This is a genomic window from Segatella maculosa OT 289 (genome assembly GCF_000243015.1).
GTDB lineage: Bacteria > Bacteroidota > Bacteroidia > Bacteroidales > Bacteroidaceae > Prevotella > Prevotella maculosa.
Map to the genome: position 1 here is coordinate 1 of NZ_JH594504.1, position 16,721 is coordinate 16,721.

Sequence of the window (16,721 nt, forward strand, 5' to 3'; positions counted from 1 at the left end):
GTGCCGTCCACGGTGATGCGTCCCATGATGGGTGCCGTACCGTCTTTCTTTACCTTGTCTTTCTTCAAATAGAAGATGACTGAAAATGTACTTCTCATTGCTTTTGTTCCTTTCGTTTGCAAAATTATTTACTGTGGAGCAGTTGTCCACTAAGCAAATCGAGGGGAACGCGGAATAAGAAACCGAAGGGTAGGAATTTTCAGCCTAACAGCCTATTTCAGAGCGAATTTCCTTGTTTTCCCATTTGTTCATTCTTACCCTTGCAGGGGTTACGAATAGGAGACGGAACGCTGTCACTGTTTGGCATAAAGACCGTACACGGTTGGCATTACACTACTTCCAAAAGCCCTTTTAAGTCTTTGATTGATAACGTTATCGCTGCATTTTTCCGTTTTTCAGATTTTATATGTACTTTCACCGCGCAAAACAGCAATTTTTGATGAAAAACGCACGTTTCTGAACAGAATACGGCAATTTCTGATGAAAAACACGCGTTTCTGAACAGAAAACGGAGAGCCTCCCCCAGCCCCTCCGAAGGAGGGGAGCACGAACTGCACGTAAGCTAATCTGCTCCCGTTTCTGCTCCCCTCCTTCGGAGGGGCCGGGGTGAACTCTTAATTTCTCTCCGGCCCGCGAACGCGGTCCTTCGTCGTCAAGCCCTGCTTAATCTCTATATTGATGCCGTCGCTCAAACCCGTCGTCACTTTACGCCGCTCGTAAGTTTGCTGTTCTCCACGCCCTTTGATAACGTAAACATAAGTACTGCCGCCCGTAAACTCGATAGAACTTTCGGGCACCGTGAGCACGTGGCTGGCCTGCGCGAGCACAATCTCCGCATTCGCGCTGTAGCCCGAGCGGAGCCGCGTGCGACCCAGCCCCGTGACGGCGGCCTTAAGCTCAAACTGATTCGCGCCATTACTCTCAACCGCCTTGGGCGATATATACTCGAGATTTGCCCGCAGCTTCTCGTTTTGAAGCGCCCCCACCGTAATCTTCATGGCCATTCCCGTCACGAGACTTCCAACCTCAGTTTCATCGATGTTCCCCCGGAAGATGAGGTCGTTCATGTTGGCTACCGTGGCAATCGTCGTCCCGTCGTTGAAAGTATTGCTGAGAATTACTGTGTTCCCAACCTTCACGGGTATGTCGAGTATGATTCCGCTCACCGTGGAGCGAATGAGCGTCGAGCTACTGTTAGCGCTGCGCTTCGACACACCGTCGCGCACCACTTCGAGGTTGTCGCCGGCCGCCCGCACCTCTTCTTGCGCCTGTCGGAGCGCTTGTCTCACCTTATCATACTCGTCGGCGCTGACTAAACCCTTGTCGAAGAGCACCCGCTCGCGCTGGTGGTCCGTCGCAGCCTGCTTCACGTTGACCTCCGCCAAGCGCGCCCTCGCCTGCGCTGCACTAAGTTGCTGCATGTCGGGAATTACCTTTATCTTAGCGATAATCTCGCCAGCCTGCACCGTTTGCCCTGCTTCTTTCGTGATTTCTGTGATGATTCCACTGATTTGCGGCTTCACACTCACTTCGTTGCGCGGTTCAATCTTTCCCGTCACCACCGTTGTCTTCTTCAGGTCCATCACCTTCGGTGTGAACTCATCGTAGGCAATTGCCTCCGGCCGGGACTTCATCCAGAGGAATACAAAGGTGAAAATGAACACCAAAGCGATGATGCCTGCAATGATAAACTTCAAATATTTCTTCATAAGCCTGACCCCTGCCCTTCCCGAAAGAAGGGAGCGCATCGCCACGGGGATTTGTTTTTAGTTGTTGTTTGTATTTAATTATCTCTATATTCATGTGAAATTCGCTGCAAGTTTTCCCTCACCTCCCTTGAAGAGGGGCCGGGAGTGGGTGCTTACTCGTCCCTCATTGCGTCCACGGGCTTGACGGACATCGCTCTCGCGGCTGGCGCAAGACCAGCCAGAATGCCCAAGACGCTCAGCAGAACTACGGCGCCTATAGCCGTCCAAAAACCGATTTGGAAATGCGAGTTCACGATACCGTCGCTTGTATTTGCAAGCTCGGCGAGTTGCAAAATGACCACGGCAAAGAGGATACCGCTCATGCCTGAGACCGCAGTAAGAATGATACTCTCACTGATTATCTGGCTTAATATATTCTTAGGTGTCGCGCCGATGGCCCGCCGAATGCCTATTTCCGTGGTGCGTTCCCGCACGGTTACCATCATGATATTCGACACACCGATGGCCCCCGCCAGCAAGGTTCCGATGCCAACGAGCCAAATCAGGAAGTTAACGCCTGCGAAAAGACTGTCCAACATGCCGAACATCACCTCGCTGTTGAACACGGTTATCGCCTTTTCATCAGTAGGATCTACTTGGTGAGCACGGGCAATCACGCTGCGCATTTGCTGTGAAATGCTACTCATAGTGACCCCCGGTCGACCCGTGACACATATCAAATGCACCGCATTTCCATAGTTATAGGCCTGCTGCATGAGCGTAAGTGGAATGGAAACGCCCTCTTCTGCGTCGCCTCCGATGCTCATATTGCCCGATTGATAATCCACACCTACGACGCTATAATAAATGGAATCGATGCGCACAAGCTGTCCGCATGGATCGCCACCTCCAGGGAATAGCGACTTATAAAGCTTCTTTCCTATGACGCAAACCTTGCGATGTTGCTGTATATCCATGGCGTTCAAGTAACGCCCGTACCGCAGTTTAGGGGTCTCGACCTTGGCATATTCGGGCAGAATACCCCTCACATTGCACGACGATTTCTTGTCACCAAAGACGATATTGTTACCTCTCCCGAACAGCATCGGCGACACAATATCCAGCCCGGGCAGCTGTGCTTTGAGCCTTTCCACGTCTTTATACTCCATCGTCCACTGCCGTCCTTTGCGGTAACCGCCATAGGCTTTCGTCGTAGGTTGGGCAAAAATGATGGCCGAATTGGTGGCAAATCCCTCGAAATTCTTGGACAATAGTTCTTTCAAACCCTTGCCTCCGCCAATCAATCCCACCAACATGAACACGCCCCAGAACACGCCGAAGCCTGTCAAGAACGACCGACTTTTATTGCGAGTCAGCGTGTCTAAGATTTCTTTATAGGTGTCAATGTCAATTCTCATAGGTAAATTAAAAAGCAATTATGACTTTTCTATTCCGCCCGCAACGCCTCTATCGGTCTGATTTTTGCCGCTTTTCGTGCCGGAATAAGGCCCGCCAGCGTACCCGCAATGACCATAACGAGCGTAGCTTCCACGCAGACATCGAGGCCAACCGTAGGGTTAACGAACATCGTTGCCTTGAAGGCTCCCGCGTCAACCTCCTCATGTCCGATTGTCATATCCATGTATTCATTTGCCATAATGCCCAATACCATGCCCGTATATCCAAAGAATGTGGTGATGATAACACTCTCGATGATGATGAGTTTCAGTATAGACCACGGTCTTGCTCCTATGGCTTTGCGAATTCCGAACTCTCTTGTTCGCTCCTTAACCGTGATGAGCATGATGTTAGAAACGCCCACAATGCCACTCAAAAGCGTGAAGATACCGATGATCCAAAGGGCAGTTCGAATGATACTCATGCCCGTTTTCATCTGCAAGGCCTGCGTGAATCGGTTTTCAATCCACACTGCACTGTTATCATCGGGTGCTGCATCATGGTTCTTATTGATGCTGGAACGAAGGCTCTTTTCAAAGGATTCATTATCTGCCTCGGTATCTAAACCATGAAAAGAAAAATTGATTTGCTCCATATTGTCGCCTCCACCATATAGTATTCTCAATGTGTTGAAAGGCGTATTCCCATAAGAAGAACTCCCCGATTGCTTCTTTTTGTAGATGCCCACCACCTGAAAAGCATTACTCCCCACATCTACATACTGCCCAATAAGACTTTGAATAGGACGCGAAGTGAGCTCTTTTGCCTGTTCATCAGATATCACAATAACCTTTCGTTGCTGCTCATTATCGATGTTATTAATAAAGCGTCCATAGCACATCTCAATCTTATTGATGGCTTGATAGTTAGGAAATACACCTAAAACTGGGCTCGAAGTGTAGTTTTCTCCATAGGAAATGGTGAGTGGTCCCTGCGAAACAATGGCACCAACCTCTTCAATATGGGTGGCAAAACGGTTCTTTGTCAATCCAAAATCTCGGTCGTTTAATTGAATGGGACGCCCTTCTTTGAACCCTTTATAAGGCTTAGATGTCTCTCCACCGAATACAACCATGGAGTTATCCATGAATTGATTATTGTTCTGTTCGGTAGCATTGATGAGCCCGTTTCCCGCACCAAGCAGGAAAATCAACATGAAAATGCCCCACGCTACGGCAAATCCCGTGAGACCGGTCCGCAGCTTATTGCGCTTAGCCGTAGCCCATATTTCAGCAAAAATGTCTCTCATTCCTTCACGTTTTGTTTTACATTGTTTTCCTTGCCCGGTCAGGGTGATTTTCAAGAGGCCTTTCCTTCGTTTGCAATATGGCCCATTTTAGCGTCCAATATGGCTGATATTAGCGTGCAATTTGGGCCATTTTGCGCGGCAAAATGGGTCATATTGCAACGCAGTCCTTAACATCTTGCGTGTCAATCTCTTACACCTACTTCATCACGCCGTTGATACCAAAGGGCGAAGCATGGTGATCCAAGTTCTCTTCTATGCGGCCGATGATGCCGTCTTTGATGTGGACAATCTTGTTGGTCTCGTTGGCCACGCCGCTTTCATGGGTCACAACGACAATCGTTTTATGCTCCTCGGCGTTGAGTTGCTTCAAGAGTTGCATCACTTCCACCGACGTTTTGCTGTCCAAAGCGCCCGTAGGTTCGTCGGCAAGTATGAGGCGTGGCTGCGTAATCAGGGCGCGGGCGATGGCCACACGCTGCTTCTGTCCACCCGACATCTCGTTGGGATAGTGCTCGGCCCAAGGCAAAAGACCGAGCCGTTCAAGGTATTCCATGGCCATCTGATGGCGCTTTCGTCGGCCTACTCCCTGATAGAAGAGGGGCAGTTCCACGTTTTCAACGGCGGTTTTGAAGCCAATTAGGTTGAAACTTTGGAAGATAAAGCCAATCATTCTGTTGCGGTATGCCGCGGCACGCGACTCAGAAAGGTCCTTGATAAGGGTGCCGCCAAGCACGTATTCGCCGCTGTCGTAGTTGTCAAGAATGCCGAGAATGTTCAAAAGTGTGGACTTTCCGGAACCCGAAGCACCCATAATGGAGACGAATTCGCCCTCCGCGATGTCGAGACTGATGCCTTTCAGCACGTGCAAAGGCTGTGCTCCCTGATAGGTTTTATTGATGTCTTTTAAATGAATCATACGCTTTAGACGCAAACAACAGGCATGAAGTTGCACTATTCGGCAGAGAAAGCGGGCTGTTTGCCATATTTTTCCAATTTCAAAGTCTGGTCGCAATAGTCGATTACGGCTGGGCGATGGGTGATAAAGATGATGGTTTTGTCGTGTTCCGACAGGATATTGCGAAGCAACTGCCGCTCGGTTTCGGGGTCGAGTGCGCTCGTTGCCTCGTCAAAAAGCATCACCGAGCGGTCGCGAAGCAGGCTTCTTGCAATCGCAATGCGCTGGGCTTGCCCCTCACTCAAGCCTCCTCCCTGCTCTGAACAGTAGGTGGAGAGGCCCTCGGGCAGCTCGCTAACGAAGTCGGCACAGCTGGTGTGCAGGGCTTCGAGCATCTCCTCGTCGGTGGCATCCAGTCTTCCGAGGCGCAGGTTCTCGCGTATCGTGCCGCTCATGAGCGTATTTCCCTGCGGCACATAAACGAAATTGCAGCGATGGCGGGGTGTTAACGTCTGACTGGCCGACCCATGATAGATTTCAACCTTGCCCTGCTGGGGTTGCAACAAGGCCAGTATCATGCGCACGAGCGTGGTCTTTCCGGCCCCCGTCTCACCAAGAACGGCCGTACAGCTGCCCGGTTTGAAGTCGAACGAAAGGTCGTCTATCACCCGGTCTTCGCCATCGGCATAGGTATAACCCACGTGATTGAGGCGTATGCCGCATGGCCCTTTTATATAAATAGGTGTACCTTGCTCCTCAAGCGGGTCTTCTTCGAGTTCCATCAAACGCTCGGCTGCCGTGAAAACACTCACGAATGCCGGCACAAGCTTCGTCAGGTTGCGTGCCGGCCCCTGTATCTTGTTGACCAATTGCAGGAAAGCCGTCATACCACCGAAGCTCAACGTGTGGGCAGCCATGCGCAAAGCGGCCCACAGAAAGGCCACGAGATAGCCGAAGGCAAAGCCGAAATTGACGATGACATTGCTGAAAACGCTGAACTTCGTGCGCCTGACAACACGCTGACGAAGCTCATTTTGCGTGCTTTCCAAGCGGCCGACCATCTCCTCATCGCTCTCCAATGTCTTGATAAGCATGCGATATTGAATGGTTTCTTGCAGGACACTCTGCACCTTACTGTCGCTGTCACGCACCTGACGTGTCAGACTTCGCATCTTTCCAATGTAGACTTTACTCATTGCAATGAATGCCGGAAAGATGGCAATCACTGTCAATGCCAACCCTTTATCCATGGAAAAGAGATAGAAAAAGGCTCCGATGAACATGGCCAACACTGAAAGTGTGTTGGGAATGGTCTCGGTTAAGAAGTTCACAACGTTGTTTACATCGAACTCAAGTCGGTTGAGTACGTCGGCAGAATGATGGTATTCGCGTCCCCGCCACACCGACCTTAGAATGCGATCAAGCATGCGTTGCTGCATTCGGTTCTGTGCTTTGATGCCCAAAATGTTGCGAATCCAGATACCGGCAATGTTCAATGCGAAGTCCGAAAGAATGAGAATGGCCATCAATCCCACGGCCCTGTAGATGTCACCTTCAACGGTTCCCGAGGCCACATCAATGGCACGCTTCACCGCCCACACCTGTCCAAGACTGATACCTACCGATAACAGTCCGATGACAGCATTGAGAATAGCTTGCAATTGATTGCCTCTCCACGTATGCCAAAGCCATTTCATCAACGTCTTGGCATCGTATTTGAATTCCGGAATCCTTAATAAGGCCTTGTAATTCATTGTCTGTTATCGGCTCCCCACATCAGTTTCTCGTGCAAGGTAGAGAAGTAACGCCGGTTTTTGAGTTTGATGATCTTCACAGTATAGGGTGCTTTGCGAATCGTAAGACGTGTTCCTTCGGCCATTTTCAGGCTGCGTCCGTCCACAGCCACAAGGAAATTGTGCGACCGCGACTCCACTTCAAGCTCGATGACTCCCGTGTCGTTGATGACAATCGGACGGATATTGAGACTGTGGGGAGCCACAGGCGTAATGCAAAGGCTGCCACTTTGGGGCACGATGATGGGACCGCCGTTCGACAAACTGTAGGCCGTGCTGCCCGTCGGCGTGGCAATGATGAGCCCGTCGGCCCGATAGTTCACGAGAAAGTCGCCGTTGACGCGTGCCTTGATGCTGATCATTGAAGCGCTGTCACGCTTCAACACGGCAATATCATTCAGCGCAAAGGGATTGCAGGAGACCTCTTCTCCGTCGCTTTCGAGCTTGATGACGGTATGGTCTTCTATGATATAATCACCCGAAAGCACGCGGTCGAGGGTCGATTCTATCTCACTTGGCAACACATCGGCAAGGAAACCGAGTCGTCCCATGTTGATACCTAAGAGGGGAATTTGGCGGTTTCCGACCCTTCCGGCAGCCCGAAGAAAGGTGCCATCTCCGCCCATTGAGATCACAAAATCAGCGTCATTGAAGTCTTCGGGCTCCACTAAAGCTGTTGCATTATGGCTGTCGAGGTAGGTCAATATGCGCTTTTCGAAGGGCAAAGTCTCCTGCCGTTTGTCCGCATTGTCAAAGATAGCGAATACCTGTTTACGCGATGACATGTTTTAATTTTTGTCGTTTCGGATTTTATTATTATATTTGCAAATATAACGAAAAAATCAGAAAGTATGGCAAAAGTATATGAATTTTTAGCAAACGGCTTTGAGGAAATCGAAGGTTTGGCCCCGGTTGACATTCTAAGAAGAGGCGGTGTGGACATCAAAATGGTCAGTATCACGGGCAACGCCTTTGTTGAAACGTCGCATGGTGTGACGGTCAAGGCCGATTTGCAGTTTGAAGAAGCGGGCGATTTCAGCGATGCCGACATGCTGTTGCTGCCGGGTGGCATGCCCGGCTCAACGAACTTGAAGGCCCATGAAGGCGTGAAAGCCGTCTTGAAACAGCAACATCGGGCTGGAAAACGCATCGGAGCAATCTGTGCAGCGCCTATGGTTTTGGCCGAATGTGGCATTCTTGACGGTAAGAAAGCGACCTGTAGTCCGGGCTTTGAACAGTATTTTAACGCCTCAACCACCTACACTGGAGCCCTCTATCAAGAGGATATGAACGTCATAACCGGCGAAGGTCCGGCCGCAACCTTGCCTTATGCGTATCGGATTTTGAGCTATTTCATCGGCGAAGCTGCCGTGAAAGAGCTCGAAACAAAAATGCAATTCGCTCACTTGATGGCTCGATAAGGCGCATGGATTACATCATCATCGTAGCCGGAGGCAAGGGAATGCGCATGGGAGGAGACGTTCCCAAGCAGTTTATTCCTATTGGTGGGAAGCCCGTTCTCATGCATACTATCGAACGGTTTTATGAATATAATCCCGCTTTGGGCATCATCTTGGTGCTTCCCGAAAGCCAACAAGCCTATTGGAAAAGCCTTTGTAAGGACTATGGTTTCACCATTCAGCACACGATTGTTAATGGCGGAGAGACGCGTTTTGAGTCATCAAAGAACGGACTTTCGGCCATTCCCGATGACGAAGAGGGCGTGGTCGGCATTCATGATGGCGTGCGTCCGTTTGCTTCTGTCAAGGTGATTGCCGATTGTTTTGAGGCAGCTCGCGACGAATATGCAGCCATTCCGGTCGTTCCTGTGACCGAAACGCTCCGCTATATCGACCGCCAAGGCGGTGGAAAAAACGTCATGCGCAGCGATTACCGCATTGTACAAACGCCGCAAGTCTTTGATATTTCGCTCCTGAAACAGGCCTTTTCGCAACCCTATCAAGCCCATTTCACCGACGACGCTTCCGTGGTCGAGGCCCTTGGTTGCCAGATATCAATGGTCGAAGGCAACCGCGAAAACATCAAACTCACCACGCCTTTTGACCTCAAAATCGCCGAAACGCTCCTCGAATGACCGCTATTCTTGATCAGGACATCATGTATCTTCCGGGCGTAGGGCCCAAGCGTAAGGAGATATTAAGCAAGGAACTCCATGTCAATACATGGCGCGATCTGCTCGAATGCTACCCTTATAAATATGTAGACCGCAGCAAATTGTATACTATCGACGAGCTGAATGGCACAATGCCTTTCGTACAAATCAAGGGAAAGATACTCAGTTTCGAAGAGTTTTCGGCAGGAACAAGGAAGAAAAGAGTCGTTGCTCACTTCACAGATGGGCGGGGAGTGGTCGACTTAGTGTGGTTCCGTGGGGCGCAATATGTCTACAAAACCTACACCATAAACACCGAATACATCGTCTTCGGCAAGCCCGTTGTCTTCGGAGGACGCTATCAATTCGCCCATCCGGAGATAGAAAAGGCAACCGATCTGCAGCTCAATGAAATGGGTATGCAGCCTTATTACTCCACGACGGAGCGGATGAAGAACAACGGAATGACAAGCCGTGCGATTGAAAAGCTCACGAAGACGCTCATCAACCGACTGCCCGAAGGTTCGTTTTCCGAGACGCTTCCGTCCTTTATCACGCGCCCTTTGCACCTTATCTCGCGCGAAGCAGCCTTCCGAGGCATTCATTATCCGAAGTCACTCGACGAACTTCAGCGAGCACAAGTACGTCTGAAGTTCGAGGAACTCTTCTATGTACAGCTCAATATCCTGCGTTACGCCAGCGATCATCGGCGCAAATACCGCGGCTATGTCTTCCAACATGTGGGCCGATATTTCAATGATTTCTACCATAACAACCTCACTTTTGAACTCACCGGCGCCCAAAAACGCGTCATGCATGAGCTACGTGCCGACATGGCGAGCGGCAAACAGATGAACCGTTTGCTGCAAGGCGACGTGGGATCCGGCAAGACCTTGGTGGCATTGATGACCATGTTGATTGCCATTGACAATGGTTTTCAGGCCTGTATCATGGCACCTACCGAGATATTGGCCGAGCAACACTTCGCCACAATCAAGGAGTTTCTGAAGGGAATGGACGTCCGTGTGGAACTACTCACGGGCATCGTGAAAGGCAAAAAACGCAAGGAAGTGCTCGAATCGCTGGTCAATGGCGACGTGAAAATACTCGTCGGGACGCATGCCGTCATTGAGGATACCGTGCAATTTGCCCGACTTGGTCTTGCAGTTGTAGACGAACAACATCGCTTCGGCGTTGCCCAACGCGCCCGACTTTGGGCAAAAAGCGAAAATCCTCCACACATATTAGTGATGACAGCGACCCCTATTCCTCGCACACTTGCCATGACTATCTATGGCGATCTCGATGTAAGTGTCATCGATGAGCTGCCACCTGGCCGCAAACCCATACAGACTTTGCATAAGTATGACACCCAGACAACGAGCCTTTATAATGGTATTCGGCAGCAAATCCGGCAGGGACGGCAGGTCTACATCGTGTTCCCACTCATCAAAGAAAATGAAAAAAAAGATTTAAAAGACCTTGAAAAAGGATACGAATCCCTGTTGGAAATCTTCCCGGAGTTCCGCATCAGCAAGGTACATGGCAAGATGAAGCCGGCCGAAAAGGAAGAAGAAATGCGCCGTTTCGTCAGTGGTGAGACGCAAATCCTTGTGGCTACGACCGTTATTGAGGTGGGGGTGAACGTGCCGAACGCCTCGGTCATGGTGATACTCGACGCACAACGCTTCGGACTTTCACAGCTTCACCAGCTCCGGGGCCGCGTGGGAAGGGGCGCAAAACAGTCCTATTGCATTCTTGTCACAGGCTACAAGCTCAGCGAAGAAACCCGAAAACGCATCGATATCATGTGTGATACCAACGATGGGTTCCGCATTGCAGAGGCCGATCTCAAGCTCCGTGGACCGGGAGACCTTGAAGGAACGCAGCAAAGCGGCATCGCCTTCGACCTCAAGATAGCCGATATTGCACGCGACGGTCAACTGGTTCAGCTTGCAAGAGACGAGGCCCAAAAGATTGTTGACAACGACCCTACATGCCAAAAGGCTGAATATCAACTGCTTTGGAACCGCTTAAAAGAGTTAAGAAAGACTAATATCAACTGGGCATCTATCTCTTGACAACCCTCATAAATAAGGAGATTACGACGCATGAAGACCTATTTTGAGACTGTTAAAAATGCCATAAAACACCTAAAACAGACCACTTCTTATCGTTTTTTTTGTAACTTTGTACCACTTTTGATTGGAAAAACGAGGCCTGTTTGCCCGTTTATTGCTTGTGATATGTGGATTATCGCCCCTTAATCTGTCTATTACTTGACTTAAAAACCATATGATGAATTTAGGAAAAAGTATTGGAAAGTTCTTTATAACAGCTCTTTTTGCAGTGTCAACCCTGCCTATTTCCGTTCAGGCACAAGACCTTTTGGCCCGTCAGGCACCTATCGATCGCAAGATGAAAGCTGTAGATACGCTCGTTTTGAAAAGCATTGTGGAACGCGAACAAGAGCAATCTCCCGCCGCAAGTCTCTACCATGACTGGGATAACCGCTATGCACACCATCGCATTGAGATGCCCGATACGTTCAAAATTGACCTCCGTCACTTCTGTATGCCTACCAATAGCCGTGTCGTTACGAGCAATTTTGGCAGCCGATGGGGCCGACAACACAAAGGACTCGACATCAAAGTGTACATCGGGGACACCATTCGTGCAGCCTTTAGTGGCAAGGTTCGCATCGTAAGATACGAGCCCGGAGGTTACGGAAAGTATATTGTTATCCGCCATCCCAATGGACTTGAGACGATATATGGACATCTTTCGGAACAGTTAGTCACTGAAAATGAGGTGGTACGGGCTGGAGAAATCATTGGCTTGGGCGGCAATACGGGTCGCAGTACCGGCTCACATCTCCACTTCGAAACACGGCTTTGCGGTGTCGCACTCAACCCCGCTCTGATGTTCGACTTTAGAAATCAGGACGTAACGGGCGACTTCTTCGTCTACAATTCAAGCACATATGACGAGCAATCTGCTGAAGCTACGCGCCTAAGAGGAAAGGTTGGGAACGGTGGTTACACCCGCGATCTCGTGCAAGACGGCGAACTTGGCAGCTATGCCAACAAGCATTCGGCCGACAAAGGCGAATTGCTTTACCACAAAGTCAAGGCAGGCGAGACGCTTTCTTCCATCGCTCGGCAACGCGGTGTGACAGTAGAAAAGATTTGTTCGCTTAACCATTTGAACACCAACTCGCATGTTCGGCCGGGCATGATCTTGAGATATTCATAGCAAAACGAGTGGCCACGTGCCACAAAGAGATAGCAACAAAAAAGCAGAGACGCCCATGCGTCTCTGCTTTTTTCATTCCCTCCCGCCTCCGTTCAACGCGATTGAAATGCCCCACCCGATGAAACCGGCTCGCAATTTCAACCATTTTGCACATCAATACGCCCACGATAGGCATGTAGGGACGCACGGCTCGTGCGTCCGCTCCAGCACGGTTGACGAGTAAACAAGTTGACATGTGGACGAGTTGCATGCTTTGAAGTATGTAGGGACGCACGGTCCGTGGGTCCGCTCAGTGGGAATTGAAAGCAAATAGCATGGTTGATGGAGCGGACGCACGAGCCGTGCGTCCCCACATGCAATCAAAGTAATTCGTTATATTATTCGTATTGACAATCAATCACTTACGCCTTGCGTTGCAATCTCAGCCATTTTACCGTGCAATATGGCCCATTTTGCACGGTAATCTCAGCTATATTGCGTGCCAATATGGCTGAGATTGAAAAGTAGGAATACGCAGTCCGTGCATCTACTTCACTGGAGATAGATCTACTATCAACTGAAACGTGGGCGGACGCACGAGCCGTGCGTCCCTACATACTGCAAAACATGCAACTTATTCACTCGTTTACTCGTCTACTTTCAGCTGAAACGCGAGCGGGCGCACGGGCTGTTCCCTCCTATTTCCGTTCAAACAGCCGCTTGACATCAGTCATTTTGCCATGCGATAGGGGCCGAAAGCATTTCCAAAGTTGCCCACTGAGGACTTTTATTGCTCCTTGTATATCACTTGAACAAGAGTCTGTCCCACGGCTCGGAGCGTATTTCGGTCGATGTTTTCCATGTTATCGGCCAACGTATGCCACGTTGGTCCGAAGCCGCTTTGCTTACAATCGGGATAAAAAGGAATGATATCAATCGTAGGAATCTTGGCATAGCGGTTGACGGGAACGTGATCGTCGGTTACCATGCCTCCCATTCGCTTGGGAAAATACGAACCGAAGCCCACTTCCCGGGCCGAACGCCAGACCTTCTTCACGATTTCGGGAGCATATTGCAGCGATATTCCCTCTTGAAAGAACTGCGCTCCGACGCCACCCACCATGTCTAACAAGATACCATAGCGGGCTTCGTAGCCCTGTGGCAGGTTCTTGCTCCAGTATTGTGCGCCAAGTGCCCACGAATCTGCATCATCCGGCACGTCAGCCCATTGAGGTGTGCCCCAATCTTCGGCGTCGAAGCACACGAAATCGACCCCCAATTGCGGGCGAAGTGCCTTTTCTGCCTTCCCGTTATTGATGATTCGGGCCAGTTCGAGCATCACGGCTACGCCGCTTGCCGCATCATTTGCGGCGATAATAGGCTTCTTCCAATTGCTTTGATCGGGGTCGTTGTCGGCCCAAGGACGGCTGTCCCAATGCGCACAAAGCAGGATTCGCGTCGTAGCTTCAGGGTTGATGCTTGCCATGATGTTGCAACTTCGGAGCGTAGTGCCGTCATATCCCGTCAGATTTGCACGCTGTGTGGTGACCTTACAGCCGTATTCTCGGAACTTATTCACAATCCATTCGCCGCAAAGGTCATGGCCCCGGCTGTTCATGTTGCGTGGTCCGAAGTCGCATTGTGCCTTGGTGAAGGCGTAAGCACTGTCGGCATTGAACACCGGACCCACGGGGGCGGCCTTCTCAACCTCGTCGATTTCTTCAACAAGCTCCACTTTCTTGTGGGCATCTTTGTAGTAGTGGAGCCCGACAACTGCCAACATTGCGACAGCAACTCCAACCGTTATCTTCATTGTTTTCTTCATTTCTTTTTATAATTGTCCGGCTTCAACCATCAATACCACGCGTTCCGTGAGTCGGTCTACGCCGTTAGGGTCATATTTTTTGGTCAAAGAAGCCCCGAAAGTCCATGCAAAAGCCTGCCAAAAGCCCGCGCGGACGGGTCCTAAAACGGCCTGTAATGTGCCGTAAGCCGAGTTTCCACACTCGCGATAAACCAGTTTGATGAGTAGCTTTCCCTGCTGATAAGTGAGCTTTTTCATGCGGGGTGTGTATTCTTGTTTGATGCTTTGCTCGACATATTTCAGGTGTTTGTCCTTGGCTTTCTTGTTGGGTAGCGTCTGAATATAGTCGTAGGTCTCGATGATAATGCGGTTCACTTCCTTGGCAATCGGCAGCACTTTCTTCACATTATACACCAAACGGTTGTAGGCCATGCGCTGTTCAGCGTTCTGAAATACAGGCTGTGGATAGACATAAACGTTGTTGAGCTCGACATATTGAATGGAATCGCGCCCCTGAAGCACCTTTCCCACCTTCACCATCGGCACGAATGTGGGGTCGTCCATGTCGATATTGCGGTCTTCTGGAGCCGTGTTTTCGGGTCGGTTCCGGCTGTTCTCGGTCTGTGCCTCCAGCGTTGTCGCTGCGAAAGCCATGAGCATGATGATGAAAAGCCTGCATGTCATATGCCGCAAAAGTACGTATATTTTCGCATATCAGGAAATAAAAGTAAGGAAATGTATTGAATATGTCCTATTGAAATAAAGGAAAAGTGGTAACATTCGTGGCCATATTCCTTGTAATTAAGTTGATTTTACGTGCTGGCATACTTGTTGTTGTCTCATAAATGAAAGGAAGAAAAGATTTAAAAACCAATAAATAGGAATGATTATGAATAGAACGGAAGAAATAAAAAAGCTTGATAGTACGCTAAAATGGGACGTTGTCGTCGTCGGAGGTGGTGCTACGGGCCTCGGAGTGGCTGTAGATGCGGCGACAAGAGGCTTTCGTGTGCTGCTATTAGAACGTGATGACTTTGCCAAAGGCACTTCAAGTAGGAGCACAAAATTGGTACATGGCGGCGTGAGATACCTGCAACAAGGCGACGTAATGCTTGTTCTTGAGGCGCTGCGTGAGCGTGGTCGCATGAAACGCAACGCTCCACATCTGGTCAAAGATCAGGCTTTTGTCATCTCAAACTATTCCTATTGGGAGAATATTCTTTATTTCTGTGGTCTCACACTCTATGATTTTCTGTCGTTCGGCTTTGGATATGGGCGGTCAAGATTTATTGGAAAGAAAACCGTTGAACACTATCTTCCAACCGTTTCTACCAAGGGATTGAAGGGTGGAATTGTCTATCATGACGGACAATTTGACGATGCGCGCATGGCAATCAACCTTGCACAAACGGCCATAGAGAATGGTGCTACAGTGTTGAACTATGCAGAAGTGACGGCCATCACGCATGATTCAGACGGCAAAATCAACGGGGTTGACTTCGTAGATAAGGAGACAGGGCGCACTTATCATGCTGCTTCACGGGTTGTTATCAATGCTGCAGGCATCTTTGTCGATAGTATTTTCCGAATGGATGAGCCCGAAAAGCGAGACATGGTGAGGCCGAGTCAAGGCGTACATCTGGTACTTGACCGCCGTTTCTTGCAGAGTGACTATGCCATAATGGTACCGAAGACGAGCGATGGTCGCGTATTATTCGCCGTTCCATGGCATGAAAAGGTGGTCATTGGCACCACAGATACCCCTCGTGATAGGCCGGAAAGCGAACCCAAATATCTTGAAAAAGAAGTCGATTTCATTCTCCAAACGGCATCACGCTATATGAATCCGGCGCCAACCCGCGCTGATGTGGAAGCTGTTTTCACCGGACAACGTCCCTTGGCAGCGCCACAAGGCGAAGGAAAAAGCACGAAAGAGCTGTCGAGAAGTCATAAAATCATCGTGTCAGACCATGGACTTCTGACCATTACGGGAGGCAAATGGACCAGTTATCGCAAGATGGCTGAGGATACAATCGACAAGGCTATCCATCTTGGAATGCTCGAATCGAGGAAGTGTGTGACGCGTTCTTTCCGCATACATGGCTGGCGGGAGCATCCCAATTTACATGATCATCGCTATGTATATGGCAGCGATGAGGAGGCAATCAGGCTGTTGGAAGCCCAGAATCCCGACCTGCAAGCGCGCTTATCCGATAAATATGACTATCGAATCAGCGAAGTTGTGTGGGCTGTCCGGAATGAAATGGCGCGGACGGTTGAGGATGTTTTGGCCCGAAGAGTACGCTTATTGTTCCTTGATGCCAAGGAGGCTATCGCCGTGGCACCTACAGTTGCCGGCATACTTGCACACGAATTGAACAAAGACGAGGCTTGGAAAGAGGAGCAAATCAAGGCGTTTAATCAGGTTGCCGCAAAGTATGTGATTGACATACCGCGTGAGCCAAAGCCTTAATCTCGCCTTCTATA

At 49.9% G+C, this 16,721-nt stretch carries 14 protein-coding genes; 5 read left to right on the top strand and 9 right to left on the bottom strand.

The annotated features are described in order from the left end of the window. The 7 genes from HMPREF9944_RS13465 to HMPREF9944_RS07285 form a co-directional block, all read right to left on the bottom strand. On the bottom strand, window positions 1-98 hold a 98-nt coding region (locus HMPREF9944_RS13465), incomplete at its 3' end, for an Arm DNA-binding domain-containing protein (RefSeq protein ID WP_008565502.1). Window positions 99-614: 516 nt separating this feature from the next. Then, complete coding sequence (locus tag HMPREF9944_RS07260; RefSeq protein WP_044113510.1) at window positions 615-1,709, bottom strand: efflux RND transporter periplasmic adaptor subunit; 1,095 nt, start codon at window positions 1,707-1,709, stop codon at window positions 615-617. 152 nt (window positions 1,710-1,861) lie between these two features. Continuing rightward, a complete protein-coding gene (locus HMPREF9944_RS07265; RefSeq protein ID WP_008565504.1) occupies window positions 1,862-3,106 on the bottom strand; it encodes an ABC transporter permease in 1,245 nt (414 codons plus the stop codon). 29 nt (window positions 3,107-3,135) lie between these two features. Further along, on the bottom strand, window positions 3,136-4,395 hold the full coding sequence (locus HMPREF9944_RS07270) for an ABC transporter permease (RefSeq protein ID WP_008565505.1): 1,260 nt from the start codon (window positions 4,393-4,395) through the stop codon (window positions 3,136-3,138). A gap of 196 nt (window positions 4,396-4,591) precedes the next feature. Then, entirely contained in the window at window positions 4,592-5,311 is a 720-nt protein-coding gene (locus HMPREF9944_RS07275) for an ABC transporter ATP-binding protein (protein ID WP_008565506.1), read from the bottom strand. Window positions 5,312-5,346: 35 nt separating this feature from the next. Continuing rightward, window positions 5,347-7,044 (bottom strand): ABC transporter ATP-binding protein, encoded by a 1,698-nt coding sequence (locus HMPREF9944_RS07280; RefSeq protein ID WP_008565507.1) that lies wholly within the window; start codon window positions 7,042-7,044, stop codon window positions 5,347-5,349. Continuing rightward, window positions 7,041-7,868 carry an NAD kinase gene (locus HMPREF9944_RS07285; protein ID WP_008565508.1) on the bottom strand — a complete coding sequence of 276 codons (828 nt, stop codon included), beginning with the start codon at window positions 7,866-7,868 and terminating at the stop codon, window positions 7,041-7,043. The genes HMPREF9944_RS07280 and HMPREF9944_RS07285 overlap by 4 nt, the downstream gene beginning before the upstream one ends. A gap of 66 nt (window positions 7,869-7,934) precedes the next feature. On the opposite strand from HMPREF9944_RS07285, the gene HMPREF9944_RS07290 reads away from it, so the two are divergent. The 4 genes from HMPREF9944_RS07290 (at window position 7,935) to HMPREF9944_RS07305 (ending at window position 12,451) form a co-directional block, all read left to right on the top strand. Next, a complete protein-coding gene (locus HMPREF9944_RS07290; RefSeq protein WP_008565509.1) occupies window positions 7,935-8,504 on the top strand; it encodes a DJ-1 family glyoxalase III in 570 nt (189 codons plus the stop codon). Window positions 8,505-8,509: 5 nt separating this feature from the next. Next, window positions 8,510-9,178, top strand: coding sequence for a 2-C-methyl-D-erythritol 4-phosphate cytidylyltransferase (locus HMPREF9944_RS07295; protein WP_008565510.1), 669 nt, complete (start codon window positions 8,510-8,512; stop codon window positions 9,176-9,178). Continuing rightward, window positions 9,175-11,277: an ATP-dependent DNA helicase RecG gene (recG, locus tag HMPREF9944_RS07300; protein ID WP_008565511.1), complete on the top strand. Its 2,103-nt coding sequence runs from the start codon at window positions 9,175-9,177 to the stop codon at window positions 11,275-11,277. Before HMPREF9944_RS07295 ends, recG begins: the two co-directional genes overlap by 4 nt. A 217-nt stretch (window positions 11,278-11,494) precedes the next feature. Further along, window positions 11,495-12,451 carry a M23 family metallopeptidase gene (locus HMPREF9944_RS07305; protein ID WP_008565514.1) on the top strand — a complete coding sequence of 319 codons (957 nt, stop codon included), beginning with the start codon at window positions 11,495-11,497 and terminating at the stop codon, window positions 12,449-12,451. A gap of 766 nt (window positions 12,452-13,217) precedes the next feature. Here the strand turns inward: HMPREF9944_RS07305 and HMPREF9944_RS07310 are convergent. Together HMPREF9944_RS07310 and HMPREF9944_RS07315 are read right to left on the bottom strand one after the other, a co-directional pair. Next, complete coding sequence (locus HMPREF9944_RS07310; protein WP_008565517.1) at window positions 13,218-14,255, bottom strand: M28 family peptidase; 1,038 nt, start codon at window positions 14,253-14,255, stop codon at window positions 13,218-13,220. Between the two features lie 6 nt (window positions 14,256-14,261). Continuing rightward, the gene (locus tag HMPREF9944_RS07315; RefSeq protein WP_008565518.1) at window positions 14,262-14,918 is read right to left on the bottom strand and encodes a DUF4294 domain-containing protein; all 657 of its coding nucleotides are present in this window, start codon (window positions 14,916-14,918) and stop codon (window positions 14,262-14,264) included. 205 nt (window positions 14,919-15,123) lie between these two features. On the opposite strand from HMPREF9944_RS07315, the gene HMPREF9944_RS07320 reads away from it, so the two are divergent. Continuing rightward, window positions 15,124-16,707: a glycerol-3-phosphate dehydrogenase/oxidase gene (locus tag HMPREF9944_RS07320; RefSeq protein ID WP_008565519.1), complete on the top strand. Its 1,584-nt coding sequence runs from the start codon at window positions 15,124-15,126 to the stop codon at window positions 16,705-16,707. Window positions 16,708-16,721: the final 14 nt, after the last annotated feature.